Here is a 16602-nt window from a genome sequence, read left to right as displayed (position 1 = left end):
CTTACCTTTCATGGAGTAGTTATGACTGAAGTCTCTGTCAGCCACACGGATCCCCTGTGGCGTCGAATTGGTGCCTGGATGGACGAACGTTTTCCAGCGGCAAACGCATTATTATTTCTTATCCTGTATTTAGCCTGTGCCGTAGTTGCCAGAGAGGGAGCTCGTGATGGTACTGAATCCGGGCTGCAATGGCTGGATATTCTCGCTTGTCTTGTGACCTGGTCGTTATTTCTGCTGATTCGTATTTTTGACGAACATAAAGATTACGCCATTGATGTCATTAATCACCCTCAACGTGTATTACAAAGCGGTCGTATTACCTTGACCCATCTGAAAACACTGGGTGCCGTAGCGATTGTGGTGCAGCTGGTATTTTCCTGGTTGATCGCCGGTGAAGTTGGCGCCATGGTATGGGCCATCATGTTTGCTTATTTATGCTTGATGGGCGTGGAATTTTTTTGCGGTGAATGGTTAGAAAAACAACTGCTGTTATACGCCTTAACGCATATGGCCATTATGCCGTTAATCGTTTGGTGGTTAGCGGTATTAGCCAATCCGGAAGTGCAGTTTACCCCGGTATTAATTGCCATGATGAGCCTGGCGTTTGTCAGTGGTTTTTGTTTTGAAATTACCCGTAAGACCCGTGGTCCGGAAGAAGAACGTGACACGGTTGATTCCTATACCAAAATCCTCGGTGTTAAAGGCGCGACTACGCTGGTGTTTGTCTTAGTGTCGGCCATGGTTGTCAACCAGATTGTACTGTTATGGCTAGCGGATGTGAGCTGGTTAATTGTTTATGCAGTACTGGCGGTACTGGTATGGGGCTTAGCGATTAAATCGTTAATGAAGTTCCTCAAAGCTCCGACCCTAGAAGGCCGTGAAGACAACGAAAAAGCGGTAGCGGTTACTATGCTGCTGGGTTATGTGCTGGTAATTTCCGGTTTATTAATCGGAGGTGGTGTATGAATCTGATTCGTAAACCTCAGGTTTTTACCAGCGAAGCTCGTTATGCGTTTGGCCAGGGCCATCAGGCTGAGATCAGGCTGCTATGTGGCGAGCAATGGCGTGATGCTGAAGCAGTGGATGTATCCAAAAGCCATATCTGTGTGTTAACTCAGCCGTGCGAGTTGTTATTCGAAGGTGCAGCTTGCGGTGAGCTAACTGTTGAGTTAAACGGACAACAATTCAGTCTGAACAGACTGCGCGTAAGTAAATCGACATTAGCGGAAGACGGACGCCAGCAGCGTATTTTATTAAGTAACGAAGATGTTGATAGTGAGCAGGGCCAGGAAAACTCTCGTTTGTTGTGGCAAATCAGCTATGCATTGCGTCAGCTGCCGGTAAAAGCCGAAGCGCCTCGTTACGACGAATTTAACTTGCCTAAAGTTCCGGCGCGCGGTTTGTATACAGAAGAGGCCCGTCAGGAGCGGTTGAGCTTTGCCCGGGAAAACTCTGAGTCTGCGTTAACGGAAGTTGAGCAGATTAACCTCGAGCCTAAAGCGCTGGTTAGTAATATCGAAGCGTTAATTGGTTCGGTAGAAATTCCGGTGGGTATTGCCGGTCCGCTGCATATCCTGGGTGATCACGCGAACGGTTTATTTTATGCGCCGATGGCAACGTCTGAAGGTGCGTTAGTGGCGTCTGCAACTCGTGGTGCGACCGCTATTTCCCGTTCTGGTGGTGTCAGGGTAAAAGTACTGGGCCAGCGTATGTTACGTGTGCCGGTATTTGTATTATCTGATTTATCCTCAGCCTTGTTTTTTGCCGAGTGGGTAAAAGACCATCAGGACGAAATTGCCGCGCAAACCCGTAAATATTCGAACTATGCCAACCTGGTGGAAGTGCGTGCGGAATTAATGGGCCGCAGTGTTCACGTTCAGTTTATTTACGAAACCGGCGATGCAGCTGGTCAGAATATGACCACCACCTGTACCTGGCAGGCGTGTCAGTGGATTCTGGCGCAGATGCAGCCATTTGACGGCATTGAGTTTGAGAACTTCCTGATTGAAGCCAACTTATCCAACGATAAAAAAGTAACCTACAACTCTTATCTGCGAGGTCGTGGCGTACGGGTTCTGGCGGAAACGTTATTAACGGATGGAGTGTGCCAGCGGGTTTTAAAAGTCAGCGCACGCCAGCTATTTACCGCTTATAACCAGTTTGTTGGCGGCAGTATTGCGGCCGGTATGGTCGGTATCAATATTAATATCGCCAACGTCATTGGTGCGATGTTTACTGCAACGGGTCAGGACATTGCTTGTGTGCATGAATCCGCGATTGGTCAGTTGCATATGGAACTGACCGAAGACGGTGATGTATACGCAACCCTGCGTTTACCTTCTCTGGTTGTGGGGACTGTGGGTGGTGGTACCAGCCTGCCGCAACAAAAAGAATGTCTGGAATTAATTGGTTGTGCCGGTCCGGGTTGTGCTCACAAGCTGGCGGAGGTGATTGCCAGTTTCTGTTTGGCGCTGGATATTTCTACTCTGTCTGCAATCGCCAGTGACCAGTTTGCCCGTGCCCATGAAAAACTCGGCCGTAACCGTCCGGTGGAATGGTTAAAGCTGGGTGATTTAAATGAAGATTTCTTTGCTCAGGCATTATCTGAATCCGGTGATTATCGTGCGCCGGTGAAAGAATTGCAGCCGCTGAGTTTATCGTCCAAAGGCAGCTCGATCATTACCGAACTGACTGCACATAAAATTAATAAGCTGGTGGGGCATTTCCCGTTCAGAGTTGTTACTGGTCAAGAAGGCCTGGAGCAGGACGAAAGCCATGAAATGATGGTGAAAGTTAAACCTCTGGATGACGAAGTTATTCTGATGTTGAACTCCATGGCTTCCATGTGTGATGCCCGTTTAGCACACGCCTATAACGAATTTAAAAATCAGTTAGGCTTTAAACAATGTCACCGCCGGGAACTGGCAGTGATGAGTCAGCAGGATGAACGTTTTACTCAGTTTGCACCAAAAACCTATCGTGCCTGGGAAGACAGCTCACGTGAAGCTTATGTAATTGTGCAGGAATATCTGGACGGTCTGGAATTAATGGACTCCGCCGATGATACGGCTGGCTGGACGGTTGACCACTTTAATGCCGCTGTGGATGGTATCGCTCAGGTTCATAGCATCTGGTATGGCCGCGAACAGGAATTGCAGGAATTCGATTGGCTGGTGGATTCACCAACCACAGAATCCATGACCGAAAAAATGCGTTTATGGGAAATGTTGGGGGCCCATGCACAACAGGAATTCCCGGAGTGGTTCAGCGATGAAGATATGGCGCGTTATCGCGACCGTATTTACAGCCTGAAAGACTGGTATCCAAAACTGGATGGCATGAAAAAGACCCTGACTCACAACGACTTTAATCCGCGTAATATTGCTTTCCGTCGTGGTGAAAATAACCAGCTAACGTTATGTGCTTACGACTGGGAGCTGGCCACCATGCAGTTGCCGCAGCACGATTTGGCAGAATTATTAGCCTTTGCTTTGCAGCCGGACTTTGACGCTGAACAGGTGGAAGCATTCATTGAACGTCATCGGCTGGAATTACAAACAGCCAGTGGCATCGATATTGATGCCGCCGAATGGCGTTTAGGTTTCACTCTGAGTTTGTGGGATCTGGTGGTATGTCGTTTACCTATGTATGTGATGGCGCATACCTTCCGCCATTATCCGTTTATGGAGCGCGTGGTGATAACTTCCCGTCGTTTATTGGATAACGAAAATGATCGCTTACAGGCTTTGGGTTTCGTTGGTGGTCTGAGCACGGACAGTTTAAATGGTGGAGCGAACAATGACTGAATGGTGTATTGATCAGCAGCAAGCCAGTTTGACGGCGCCGTCACAATTAGGCGGTAAAGCTCACAACCTGGCATTTTTAAGTCGCTTTGGATTTAACGTGCCGCAGTGGTGGGTGGTACCGGTTGCTACATTTGAATTGCAGCTGCAATTACCCACCGAAGGTGATGATGCGCTGGGTGTCTGGATTCAGCAGCAATTAGCGCCTTTTGTTATTGAAGACGGCGATCAGAAGTCGGGTGAAGAGAAATCTTCAAAAGAAGTGGATAACGCTCAACTGACCCAGGTAGCTGAACGTATTCAGCAACGACTGGGGGAGGTAGGGTTACACCCGGATATTCTGGCTGCGATTCGTGCTGAATTACCGCAGCAGGATTTAGCGAATGAATTCTGGGCGGTGCGTTCGTCGGTTGTGGGTGAAGATTCCGCTGGTGCTTCTTTTGCCGGACAAATGGACAGTTATCTGTATCAAAAAGGCGAAGCAGCCATTGCCGACTCGGTGTTAAAAGTAATGCAAAGTGCTTTTAATGCCCGTGCATTGGCGTACCGCTTACAAAAAGGCCTGAGCGTGGTAGAAATTCAGGCGGCGGTGATTATTCAGCGTATGTTGGATGCCGATGTTTCAGGTGTGATGTTTACCGCTAACCCGGTTAACGGCAACCGTCGTCAGGCATTAATTTCTGCGACTTGGGGTTGTGGTGAAGGCCTGGTTTCCGGCATTTGTAATGCTGATGAAATCACCGTTGGTTTATACGACAACAACATCGATGCTCAGACCGCTGATAAAGACATCGCTTTACGTCAGGGTCCCGATGGCGGCACGGTTGAACTGGCGGTTGAAGAAAACCTGCGTGAACAGCTGTGTTTACCTGAAGCGCAAATTCTGGCATTGCGTGATGCCGGTAAAGCCATCGCAGAAAGTTATCAGTCACCTCAGGATATCGAATGGTGTGTACGTGATAATCAGGTTTATATTCTGCAGGCGCGTCCGGTTACGTCATTGCCTGAAAAGAATTCCGATGAAGACCGTTTACAGGTTTGGGATAACTCCAATATTCAGGAATCCTATTGTGGTGTTACCACACCGCTGACGTTCAGCTTCGCGAATCGTGCTTATAAGACCGTTTATGAACAAACCATGCGTTTGATCGGTGTTAAAGAAGAGGTGGTTCAGGCGCACCAGGGAATGTTGGAAAATATGCTGGGTCTGGTACGTGGCCGTGTGTATTACAACATCAATAACTGGTACCGCGGATTATTGTTCCTGCCGTCTTTTAAAACCAATAAAGCCGATATGGAACGTATGATGGGTCTGCAGGACCCGGTTGATCTGATTCAGGATCGTGAATTAACTGGCAAAGAAAAATTAGCCCGTATTCCACAGGTGATTCGTGCGCTGTTTTCGCTGCTGAGCCGTTTCCGCAAGATGGATCAGCTGGTGGAAGAGTTCCGCTCGATGTTTGCCGAGCAATACGCTTCGGTTCCGCGTGAGCAGTTACACACCTACAGCATGGACCAGTTAATTGAACTGAGCCGTTCACTGGATGAAAATTTATTGCAACGTTGGACCACGCCAATCGTTAATGATTTCTACGTCATGATGATGAACGGTAAGGTGCATCGCTGGCTGGAAAAAATCGATATCGAAAATATCGATCTGGTACAGAACAATTTATTGTCTGGCGAAGAAGGTATTGAGAGTACGGAGCCGACTAAATGCCTGCTGCGCTTATGTGACCAGGCGCGTACCCAGCCAGAGCTGTTAAACGTTTTGCAGGAAGTTGAAAACGAGCAACTGCTGACGTTATTGCAGCAGCAGTTCCCATCGTTCCATGCTCAGTGTCTGGATTATATTGAGCGTTATGGTGATCGTACTATGGGCGAGCTGAAGTTGGAGTCGAAAACTCTGCGCCAGGATGCCTCTTTTATGTTCGCCATTCTGAAGAACTTCCTGAGTCGTGATGATTTAACGCTGGAAACTCTGGCGCAGAATGAAGCCAAGTTCCGTGCAGATGCAGAAAATCAGGTATTCCCGCTGTTAAAACAGAAGCTGGGTGGCCGTTCTTTAACGAAATTTAAGAAAGATTTAGCCAAGTTGCGCGATGCAATCCGTAATCGCGAAAACATGCGTTTAGCCCGTACCCGCATGTTTGGTTTATACCGCGATATTTATCGTCAATTAGGAGAGCAGTTGGCTTTCCATGGCCAGTTGGATGATGCGGAAGATATCTTCTATTTAAGTGTGGAAGATATTTATGCCTATTCTGATGGTCGCAGCATCAGTGCGGTATTACGTCCTCTGGTGGCAGCACGTAAAGCGGAATTTGCTCAGTATGAAAATGAGCAGGAACCGGCTCATCACTTCCACACCCGTGGCGTGGTGTATTGCAACAATGATTATGAATATCCATTCCAGGAAGATATTCCTCTCTCTGGCAATGAATTGCAGGGTACCGGTTGTTACCCGGGTATTGTTGAGAACAATATTCGCCTGATTTTCTCGCCAGAAGATGAACTGAATCTGGATGGCCAGATTTTATGCACGGTACGAACGGATCCGGGCTGGGCGCCATTATTCCCAACCGCAGGAGGTATTCTGGTTGAGCGTGGTTCAACCCTGAGTCACTCCGCTGTGGTTGCCCGTGAACTGGGCATTCCTGCGGTTGTTGGTATTCCGGGATTAACCTCGATTGTGAAGGATCGCGAGTTGGTTCGTATGGATGGCAGCAGCGGTCGGGTTGTTCGATTGGATGTTGAGGCTGAGGCCGACGCTTAATTTCATCAGAAGTGTATGGCTATTACCCTGGATAATTTTTCAGCCGCACCCATCGTAAGGCGCATCCCTGCGCCTGCGATGGGCCCGCAATGTCCTATTGCTGCTATTGAAAAACAATCCAGGTTAATAGCTGTAAAAGATACCGAAGAACAATGCAGTTCTGTTGTTTTTAAAAGCAGCGTTGGGAACGCGTAAGCATCCTGGCCAGGGATGGCCTTTGGATGCGGCGGCTTAAAAATAACGGAGCTGTGTTGTTCTGGGCTGAACAGGCATGCGGCCATGGGAGGGAATGATGCAACTACCAGAATCTTTTTTTCAGACAGCAGAAAATATTTACCAGAACGACCCATATTGGTTGGGTGAAAACCCTGAAGCCATCACAAAAGCATTTGCAGATAGCAGCGACTATCAGCAAAAGGGTGGTCAGCTTTGGGCGGATTGTATTGCCAGTGTTAACGAAAATGGCAACGAAGAGTTTTCACGCCTGGCGGGTTTCTACGACCCGAATATAAAAATTGATGGTGAGTCTGTCGCCTATTTCGGTTTCTGGGAAACCTCAGACAATACAGAAAATAACGCACAACTGTTTCAGCGCTTCGAGACTTGGGCTAAAGAGCAGGGCGCGCAAACCATCTACGGGCCAATCAACTTTAATACCTATGGTATGAATCGTATTCGGCTTTCGGCAGAAGGCGATGAGGCTGAAACAAAGCCATTCATTGGCGAACCCTATAACCCGGAATATTACGCCAAATTATTGGACTGCTTAGGTTTCGATATTCGTTATCGCTACTTTACCCGTATTAACAATAATCCAGCGCAGTTAGCCAAAGCGGTTGCGCCTATGCTGGAGCAGGGTAAAAACGCGTTAGCAGGTGAATTTGAATTTCACCGTTTTACGGGGGATATCTGGCGGGAAAAATTGTCAGAGTTGTATCCGATTACTGACAAAATGTTCCGTAACAACTTTGCTTACTCTCCTATTTCTGAAGAGCAGTTTAAAGCAGCTTGCGGCGAACCTTTCGCGAAAAAGTTATGTCCGAACAGCTCTGTGTTGGTAACAGACCGTCATGGTGGTATTGCAGGTTATTTTCTGGTGTTCCCGGATTTCAGCCCATTAATTCGTCAGGGTATCACCACTGCAGAAGAAGCCAACTTCGAACAGCACTTTGATTTATTGCCTGAACCTCGTATGGCATTAGCCAAAACCGGTGCTGTGCACCCAGACTATCGTAAGGTAGGTTTGTTTACTCTGATGTCGATGCAGCTGACTACCTGGGGAGCGCCTTATTATCAGCGTATGGCCGCTTCTCTGGTGCGTGAAGATAACCCGTCGCTGAAATACGCCAGTAATGGTGAGCAGGAGCGGGTTTATGCCCTTTACTTTAAAAAAATAGACTCCGAAAAACTGAACACTACAGAAGGTGAAGTATGACGGATAATTTTTGTCGCCACTTTCTGACACAGGCAGAAAAACATCCACAACGTCCGGCACTGCGTATTCCACAAATGCAGGGACTGGAATGTACCGGTGAAGATGTGATGACTTATGGTGAGTTAAATCAGCTTGCCGGAGCATTACAACGTCACTGGTTGTCTAACGGTGCTTCTAAAGGCTTCTCCCGAGGTCATGGATTAAAAGCCGGTGATCGTGTTGTGGTGATTGCTAAACCATCCCCGGCTTTGTATGCCGTGGTGTTGAGTTTATTAGCGTCGGGTCTGGTTGCAGTATTTATTGATACGGGCATGGGCAAAACCAAAATCCGCCAGGCATTACAGGATGCAGATGCCAAAGCGATTGTCAGTATGAAGTCGTTACTGAAGTTACGCTGGTTGATTCCGGAGCTGCGTAAAATCAGCAGCTGGTGTATCGACGGTGCCGGTTTATTTTTACGCGCCTTACCAATGACAGTTCGCCCAGACGATAAGCTGCAGTTAATGACTCCGGCTCAAGGTGATCACGGTTTAATCTCGTTTACCTCTGGTAGTACCGGTCGGCCAAAAGGTGCAGACAGAACGCACAATAGCCTGGATCAGCAACACTTTGCTATTCGCCATCATTGGCCGGATAAAGACGGTGAAGTGGATAGTCCGTGTTTTCCGGTATTGGTATTACATAACCTCAGCTGTGGTATGAGCACCGTGATGCCTAAAGTGGATCTGGCGACACCGGCACAGGTAAATGTTGAACCTCTGGTTGCTCACTGGCAGCAACATCAGGTCGAACGCATCAGTGGTGCGCCCGCGTATTTTTCCGCTATTTGTGATTATTTAATTAGCAATAATCAGTCATTGCCACAAATTACCAGTTTAAGCATTGGTGGCGCGCCGGTGTCTCTGGAGCTGGCAAAAAAACTGCGCGATGTATTTCCCAATGCCTGGGCACGAATTGCTTATGGTTCAACCGAAGCAGAACCGATAGCCGCTTTGGAACTGGATGATTATTTAACTTTTCCGGATCCGTCCGCGGGTTTATTGGTTGGCCCGGTAGTTGATGAAGCGGAAGTACTGGTTGCCAATCTGGACTCTGACGGACAACCAGTTGTTTGCGATCAAGGAATAGCTGGCGAAATCCTGGTGGCTGGCCCTCATGTATTGCAGGGCTATTACCACAATCCTGCTGCGGATAAAGCCAATAAAATTCCTCGTCCTCAGGGCGATGTCTGGCATCGCACTGGTGACGTGGGGTATTTCGATTCGGATCAACGTTTGTGGTTAACCGGTCGCCTGGCCGATGCCATTGAATTAAAGAGTGGTTTAACGCAACCGTTTCCATTGGAACAACAGCTTGATCAGTTAGCTGGGATTAAACGCAGTGCCGCGGTGCAGTGTGGCGACAAATTATACCTGTTTATTGTCAGTGATAGTGTTCTTGATGACATTGAAATATTAGTTGAAGAATTTATGCCGGCGGCGTCCTGGTTATTAATCCGCTTAAAAGAAATGCCGGTGGATGGTCGCCATAACAGCAAAATTGATCGCCCGGGGTTACGGCGACAAATGGCGGATGGAAAATTAAAAAATAAACTGGAAGAGCTGGTTTTCGAAAAAGACTAGCCTGGGAAAAGTAAGCGGATATTTTTCAGCCGCACCCATCGTAAGGGGCATCCCTGCCCCTGCGATGGGCCCGCAACATCCTGTTGCTGCTTTGAAAAAGCATGCCGCCCACTTTATCTGTATTTTTTACAAGATATTCAACATGACAAATACAAACTCACCTTGGTTAATTCGCTTAAATCGGGTTGATTGCATCACCTTGTTAAGTGTACCGCTGACATTGCTCGCCATCAGCGAAGTATTGCAGCAACACATTATGTCGGCGCTTGGACTGTTATATCTGGCAATGACTGCCGATGCACTGGATGGCATGCTGGCGCGGCGCTGGAACTTGACCCGTAACTTTGGCCGTTATCTCGACGGTTTTATGGATGTGCTTATTTATCTGCTGACTCCGGCTCTGATTCTGATGCAATGGGGCTTTAACGGCTGGTGGATGATTCCGCTGGTGCTGATGGTCGGCTGCGGTTGTATTCGCCTGTCGGTATTTAATGAAACCGGCAACCTGGGTGAAGCTGATTCAGGAGAAACCGAGCCCGATGATAATCAAACAGCTGAAGGCAACGATAATAAAGAGCCGGTAAGCGAAACATCAGCGGATGGCCTGGCGTATCAGGGCATGCCGGTATTCTGGAGCCTGTTTATTATTGCGCCGCTGTTGTGGCTGAAAACTCTGGGTGTGTTGCCGATGCTGGCAACGAAAGTATTGCTGGCGGTTTCTTTAACGCTATTCAGTTATCTGATGGTGCGTAAAGCACGTTTCTTTAAGTTCAGCTCGTTGCAACAAATCCTGACGCTCACTTTAGGCGGTTTTCTGGTATGGACACTGGCCAGTGAAAATGACGGTTTGGCTAAAGCCTTGTTAACAGCCTTCTATTTACAGATCCCGGTAGTGATTGGTGGTGTACTGCATATGGTGGTGGTGAGTCGCAACCATTTACCGTTGTTGGCTAAGCCGATCTGGAAAACGGCGTTTGGTGCTAATAAAACCTGGCGTGGTTTTGTTGTGGTACCGGTTCTGACTGCTGCCGGCGCCCTGGTCTTATTGCCTGTTGAGTGGCTATTGGGCGATCGCTCGCCTTTTGCCGGACATTCTTTATTTATAGCAGGGGCGATTGCAGGCCTCGGTTATATGTTGGGTGAGTTACCCAACTCGTTGGTTAAACGCCGCTTAGGTATTGGTGCCGGGGAACTGCCGGAGCAGGGTAAGGTCATTACCATTGCGGTGGATCAGCTGGACTCCGCCATTGGTGTCGCCATCGCTTATTGTTTATGGCTGGGCATCAGTTCTGAGGTGGTGGGCTGGTATATCGTCAGCTTCCCGCTGACGGCGTTAATCGTGAAAGACTGGCTGCATAAGAACGCTCTGAAACAAAGCGCAGTCTGAGCTGGACAGCTGTATAGCTGCTCCTGTAAACTACGCGCCCTTTTACTGGGGTCGGTGTGTCTTCTCTGAAGCTTCATTGATTCCAAATTCTTGTTAGATTTCAGGCAGTTATGCCCGGCTGATAACAAGGTATGTTAAACGGCAGGCGATATTAAAACCTGTCATTGATAAACGATCGGAGTGATCAATTTTATGGTAGTTATCCGTTTAGCCCGTGGTGGCTCTAAAAAACGCCCTTTCTATAGCATTAACGTAGCTGACGTTCGCATGCCTCGCGACGGTCGCTTTATCGAGCGTGTTGGGTTCTTCAACCCTGTTGCTCGTGGCCAGGAAGAGCGTCTGCGTGTTGATCTGGAACGCGTAGAATACTGGATTGGTAAAGGCGCACAGCCAACTGATCGTGTAGCTAAATTACTGAAAGACGTTAAGAAAGCAGAAGCTTAATTGACGCACGGGGAAGTCATGGCAGGTCAACACGTGGATCAGGACATCACCATCCTGGGAAAAGTTACAACCGCGTTTGGCATTAAAGGCTGGGTGAAGGTGTATTCGTATACCGATCCTATGACCAATATTCTGCAGTATCCGGTTTGGCTGTTAAAAGTGAACGGCCAGTGGAAAGAATACAAACTGCGTGACAGTCGTCCCCAAGGCAAAGGGTTAGCGGCAGCCCTGGAAGGAATCAACGATCGTGATCAGGCTCTGGCCTTATCTCAGGTTGAAATTGGTATTCCGACCAGTGACTTACCGGAACTCGAAGAAGACGAACATTATTGGTTCCAGCTTGTCGGCCTGAAGGTTATGAATACCGAAGGGCAATTGCTGGGCCAGGTAAAAGAACTGTTTGATTCAGGTGGTGGTAATCAGGTGGTGGTTGTTAAAGGTTGCGAAGGCAGCATTGATAAACAACAACGACTGATTCCATTTGTGGATGCAATTGTTCTTGAGGTCGATCTGGAAGGCGGTGAGATCCAGGTGGACTGGGATGCGGATTTTTAATCCGGTACTAACAGACTGGTATGAGATTTGATCTCGATGCGATTTGATGTCGTTACACTGTTTCCTGATATGTTTCAGGCGCTGACTGACCATGGTGTTACCGGTCGGGCAGTAAAACAGGAGAAGGTATCAATCCAGTGTTGGAATCCCCGGGATTTCACGCACGATAACTACCAGACTGTGGATGATCGACCGTACGGTGGTGGTCCGGGCATGCTGATGAAAATTCAGCCGCTGAAGGACGCTATCCAGGCTGCAAAAGCAGCTGCCGGTGGTGATGCTAAGGTGATTTATATGTCGCCTCAGGGTCGCAAGCTGGATCAGCGCGGAGCCGAAGAGCTGGCATCGCAACAAAAGCTGATTCTGGTTGCCGGACGGTACGAAGGCATCGATGAACGTCTGATCGAAACTGAGATCGACGAAGAGTGGTCGCTGGGAGATTTTGTTCTCAGTGGTGGCGAAATGGCCGCCATGACCATGATGGATGCCGTAATCCGGTTAGTTCCTGGTGTTTTAGGCCATGAACTGTCGGCACAGCAGGATTCATTCTCGGATGGCTTGCTGGATTGTCCACACTACACACGCCCAGAGCTGTATGAAGGGCAGGCGGTACCGGAAGTGTTGCTGAGTGGCAACCATGAAAAAATTCGTCAATGGCGACTGAAGCAGTCGTTAGGCCGTACCTGGCAGCGCAGACCCGATTTATTGGAAGCGCTGGAACTGACAAACGAGCAACAAAGGTTATTGACAGAGTATCTGGCAGAGCTTGAAGAACAGAAGTTTGAATAAAGCCTCCAGACTGTTGAGGAGAAAACAATGAGCAACAAAAACTTAATCATTCAGCAGATTGAAAATGCACAGCTGAAAACTGACTTACCAGAATTCGGCCCAGGCGACACTGTAGTAGTACAGGTTAAAGTAAAAGAAGGTAACCGTGAGCGTCTGCAGGCGTTCGAAGGTGTGGTAATCGGTAAGCGTAACCGTGGCCTGAACTCTGCTTTCACTGTACGTAAGATCTCTCACGGTGTTGGCGTTGAGCGTACTTTCCAGACTCACAGCCCACTGGTTGACAGCGTAGCTGTTAAGCGTCGTGGTGACGTTCGTCAGGCGAAACTGTACTACCTGCGTGAGCGTAGCGGTAAGTCTGCACGTATTAAAGAGAAGCTGGCTAAGCAAAGCTAATCGCTTTGGCTTGACTAAGCTTTACCAAAAAAGGGGCGTAAACTCAGGTTTGCGCCCCTTTTTTGTGGCTCTTATAAATGTCGCTGCAATCAAATTGCGGTATGCTTCGTCCCCAGTATTGACACGGTCGGGAATAAATCTCTGTAAGCAGGGAACCTTCCCGGGCAGTATCCATCAAATTGTCAGTAATCTAACTACAAGGTTTACCCAATGAAAAAGACCCTGTTGGCCATCATGTGTGGTTTTGCGATGGTCACTCCGTTGCAGGCGGAAGAAACGCCGGTCAAAGATTTAACCAAGCAGGTTGAAACCAAGCTGATTGCTGCTTTCGGACCACGCTTGCAAGTCCGTGAAGTTGCCCCGGTTGCCAATGGCCAAATGCTGGAAGTGGTATTGATTGATGGCACTGTGATGCATATGACGCCGGATACCAACAACTTTATCTATCGCGATGAATTATATGAGCTGGGTGCTAACGGCCCGGTGAACATGACTCAGGCGCGTATGAATCCAAAACGTGCGGATAAACTGGCGGCGGTTGCGGATAAAGAGACGGTATTCTTCCCGGCCAAAGGCGAGCAAAAAGCTCTGGTTAATGTGTTTACCGATATCGACTGTGGTTACTGTCAGAAGTTACACCGCGAAATTCCACGTCTGAATGAGCTCGGTGTGGCGGTACGTTACCTGGCTTACCCGCGTTCAGGGATCAAAAACCCACAAACCGGCCAACTGACCCCTTCTTATCAGAAGATCAATTACGTCTGGTGTGAAGACGATCGTAAAGAAGCGATGACCACCATGAAATCTAGCCAGCGTGAGCTGAGTGTGCTGGGTCAACGTCTGCGTCAGAGCCCAAATGCCGATACTGAAAAGCAGTTCCGTGCGATTCAGACTCAGATGTCTGCGATGATGAATAAATCAAAAGACTGTGGCGCGCCGATTGCTGCTCAATACAGCCTGGGTGGTGAGCTGGGTGTAACTGGTACGCCAGCAATTATTACTCAGGATGGTCAGTTGTTCCCGGGCTATCTGCCAGCGGATGAACTGGCGGCTCGTTTAGGGATTAATTGATCAGAGATAAAAATTTAAACAGAGTTATTCTTCAGTCGCACCCATCGTAAGGTGCGTCCCTGCACCTGCGATGGGCACGCAACATCCTGTTGCTGCTATTGAAAAACAACTCTGTTCAAATCGTTTTTATCTGACAATAAAAAGCCCGCGTTATTATTCAATAACGCGGGCTTTTGTTTGTTGGTTAAAAATTAATCGAGGTTAATTTCCACCATCAGGTCATTGGAAATGGCTTCCAGTGCATCCGTCAGTTCATCCGACTCGAAATCCTGAGGGACGCGTAAGTGAGCGACGGTACGGAACAGCGGCACGGCGGACATTTCCGCGCTTTCACAGTTGGTGGTTAACTCCAGTACGTTCACGCCGAGCTTCGCCAGGGTCTGGGAAACTTCGCGAACGATACCCGGGCGGTCGTTCCCCACCAGGTTCAGCGTCAGATCTTTGCTGGAAACGACTTCGCCAGCGTCTTTGCTGTGCTCAGCGTTCACAACAATACCGCTGGAGCTCAGCGATGCCAGAGCGCTGACCAGGCTGTTGCTTTTGCTTTCATCAATGCTGACCCGCAGGATACCGGCGAACTTGCCTGCCATATGCGACATACGGCTTTCCAGCCAGTTACCACCTTGTTCTGCAATCACGGCAGACAGTTGTTCTACGATGCCAGGTTTGTCATCTGCGATGACGGTTAATACCAGAAAGGTCGACATAAAATGTCCTTAGCTGTTGTTTCTTTCAATTGTTGTTCAGACCTTAGCATAGCCCCCGGGGGTAAGTAAGGCGGCTTTGGCTTTATCTGCCAAACTCTTGATTCAGAAGCAGTTCAGACCAGCAAGCCTTTGTGGTACATTGCTGCACTTTCCTGAACGGGGGAATCTCAACTTAATAACCCCCGGCATATAACGACTTGATAGAGAAAATTCTCGAAAGGAGATGACCTTGAAACCGGTTAAAGTAGGTATCTGTGGTTTAGGTACAGTTGGCGGCGGCACGTTTAATGTTCTCACCAGCAATGCGCAGGAAATTGCGCGCCGGGCAGGTCGTGAAATTATTGTCGAGCAGATTGGTGCTCGCCGCGATAATCCAGATTGTGATACTGGCAGCACGGCAATCAGCCGCGATATCTTTGATGTGGCTAAGAACCCCGAAATCGACGTTGTTGTTGAACTGATTGGTGGCTACGACGTAGCTCGCGAACTGGTGTTAACCGCGATCGAAAACGGTAAGCACGTGGTTACTGCTAACAAAGCACTGATTGCGGTACACGGTGATGAAATCTTTGCCGCGGCTGAAGCCAAAGGCGTTTCCGTTATGTATGAAGCCGGTGTTGCCGGTGGTATTCCTATTATTAAAGCGGTACGTGAAGGTCTGGCTGCCAATAGCATCAACTGGCTGGCGGGCATCATTAACGGCACCGGTAACTTTATTCTGACTGAAATGCGTGACAAAGGTCGTGACTTTGCTGACGTGTTAAAAGAAGCTCAGGAGTTGGGTTATGCAGAAGCCGATCCAACGTTTGACGTTGAAGGCATCGATGCGGCTCACAAGCTGACCATTCTGTCGTCTATCGCTTATGGCATCCCGCTGCAATTTGACCGTTGCTACACCGAAGGTATCGGTAACATTACTCCGGATGACGTTGAATATGCCGAAGAGCTGGGTTACCGCATCAAGCACCTGGGTGTTAGCCGTCGTGCCGAAAACGGCATTGATCTGCGCGTTCACCCAACCATGATTCCGGTTGGTCGCCCGATTGCGACCGTTGATGGCGTATTAAACGCGGTGATGGTTAATGGCGATGCGGTTGGCGATACGCTTTATGTGGGTGCTGGTGCGGGCGCTGGTCCAACGGCTTCTGCGGTTGTTGCAGATATCGTGGATCTGGCACGTGCGATTGACGCGCCGGCTTCTGCTCGTGTTAACCACCTGGCGTTCAACAGTATTGATGATGTGACTGTATTACCAATGGATGAGGTGGAAACCGCTTATTACCTGCGTATTGAAGCCCAGGACAAAGCAGGCGTACTGGCGAATGTTGCTTCCATCCTGAGTGAGCGTGGTATCAATATCGAAGCCATCATCCAGAAAGAGCCAAAAGAAGGCGAAGAGCTGGCACAAATCATTCTGCTGACGCACCGTATTGTGGAAAAAACCATGAACGATGCGATCAGCGCCATTGAAGGTCTGGACAGCACCGTGGGCGCTGTGACCCGCATCCGTGTTGAGCACCTGAACTGAGTGTGATTGTTGGCTGACTCTGCTGTCAGTCAATATTGCAGTGAAAAGAAGCCGCTACCCTGAACAGGGTTGCGGCTTTTTTTATGGTAACA

The 16602-nt window shown here is 48.7% G+C and carries 14 protein-coding genes; 13 read left to right on the top strand and 1 reads right to left on the bottom strand.

Annotated elements, in window-relative coordinates; genetic code table 11:
- Positions 1-21 precede the first annotated feature (21 nt).
- From ACOQOZ_RS08165 to ACOQOZ_RS08110, 12 genes are all read left to right on the top strand, one after another.
- Positions 22-966: a UbiA family prenyltransferase gene (locus ACOQOZ_RS08165; protein ID WP_420591778.1), complete on the top strand. Its 945-nt coding sequence runs from the start codon at positions 22-24 to the stop codon at positions 964-966.
- The gene (locus ACOQOZ_RS08160; protein ID WP_420591777.1) at positions 963-3806 is read left to right on the top strand and encodes a phosphotransferase; all 2844 of its coding nucleotides are present in this window, start codon (positions 963-965) and stop codon (positions 3804-3806) included. The genes ACOQOZ_RS08165 and ACOQOZ_RS08160 overlap by 4 nt, the downstream gene beginning before the upstream one ends.
- Positions 3799-6579, top strand: coding sequence for a phosphoenolpyruvate synthase (locus tag ACOQOZ_RS08155; protein ID WP_420591776.1), 2781 nt, complete (start codon positions 3799-3801; stop codon positions 6577-6579). Before ACOQOZ_RS08160 ends, ACOQOZ_RS08155 begins: the two co-directional genes overlap by 8 nt.
- A gap of 15 nt (positions 6580-6594) precedes the next feature.
- Entirely contained in the window at positions 6595-6774 is a 180-nt protein-coding gene (locus tag ACOQOZ_RS08150) for a hypothetical protein (protein ID WP_420591775.1), read from the top strand.
- Positions 6775-6868: 94 nt separating this feature from the next.
- Positions 6869-8014: a hypothetical protein gene (locus tag ACOQOZ_RS08145; protein ID WP_420591774.1), complete on the top strand. Its 1146-nt coding sequence runs from the start codon at positions 6869-6871 to the stop codon at positions 8012-8014.
- Positions 8011-9636, top strand: coding sequence for an AMP-binding protein (locus tag ACOQOZ_RS08140; RefSeq protein WP_420591773.1), 1626 nt, complete (start codon positions 8011-8013; stop codon positions 9634-9636). Before ACOQOZ_RS08145 ends, ACOQOZ_RS08140 begins: the two co-directional genes overlap by 4 nt.
- Before the next feature lie 142 nt (positions 9637-9778).
- Positions 9779-11023 carry a CDP-alcohol phosphatidyltransferase family protein gene (locus ACOQOZ_RS08135; protein WP_420591772.1) on the top strand — a complete coding sequence of 415 codons (1245 nt, stop codon included), beginning with the start codon at positions 9779-9781 and terminating at the stop codon, positions 11021-11023.
- 192 nt (positions 11024-11215) lie between these two features.
- Positions 11216-11467 (top strand): 30S ribosomal protein S16, encoded by a 252-nt coding sequence (gene rpsP / locus ACOQOZ_RS08130; RefSeq protein ID WP_068654437.1) that lies wholly within the window; start codon positions 11216-11218, stop codon positions 11465-11467.
- 18 nt (positions 11468-11485) lie between these two features.
- Positions 11486-12022 (top strand): ribosome maturation factor RimM, encoded by a 537-nt coding sequence (rimM, locus tag ACOQOZ_RS08125; RefSeq protein WP_420591771.1) that lies wholly within the window; start codon positions 11486-11488, stop codon positions 12020-12022.
- A gap of 36 nt (positions 12023-12058) precedes the next feature.
- Positions 12059-12811, top strand: a complete 753-nt coding sequence (gene trmD / locus ACOQOZ_RS08120; protein WP_420591770.1) for a tRNA (guanosine(37)-N1)-methyltransferase TrmD — start codon at positions 12059-12061, stop codon at positions 12809-12811.
- A 27-nt stretch (positions 12812-12838) separates the two neighbouring features.
- Entirely contained in the window at positions 12839-13204 is a 366-nt protein-coding gene (gene rplS, locus ACOQOZ_RS08115; RefSeq protein ID WP_068656722.1) for a 50S ribosomal protein L19, read from the top strand.
- Positions 13205-13414: 210 nt separating this feature from the next.
- Positions 13415-14275 (top strand): DsbC family protein, encoded by an 861-nt coding sequence (locus tag ACOQOZ_RS08110; protein ID WP_420591769.1) that lies wholly within the window; start codon positions 13415-13417, stop codon positions 14273-14275.
- A gap of 191 nt (positions 14276-14466) precedes the next feature.
- On the opposite strand, the gene ACOQOZ_RS08105 is transcribed toward ACOQOZ_RS08110, so the two are convergent.
- Positions 14467-14982, bottom strand: coding sequence for a glycine cleavage system protein R (locus ACOQOZ_RS08105; RefSeq protein WP_420591768.1), 516 nt, complete (start codon positions 14980-14982; stop codon positions 14467-14469).
- A 229-nt stretch (positions 14983-15211) separates the two neighbouring features.
- Between ACOQOZ_RS08105 and ACOQOZ_RS08100 the strand changes: the two genes are divergently transcribed.
- Positions 15212-16510, top strand: coding sequence for a homoserine dehydrogenase (locus tag ACOQOZ_RS08100; RefSeq protein ID WP_420591767.1), 1299 nt, complete (start codon positions 15212-15214; stop codon positions 16508-16510).
- Positions 16511-16602: the final 92 nt, after the last annotated feature.

The organism is Bacterioplanoides sp. (assembly GCF_965219715.1).
GTDB lineage: Bacteria > Pseudomonadota > Gammaproteobacteria > Pseudomonadales > Oceanobacteraceae > Bacterioplanoides.
Note: the sequence above shows the minus strand (reverse complement) of the source record. Positions and strands in the feature narration are given on the sequence as shown.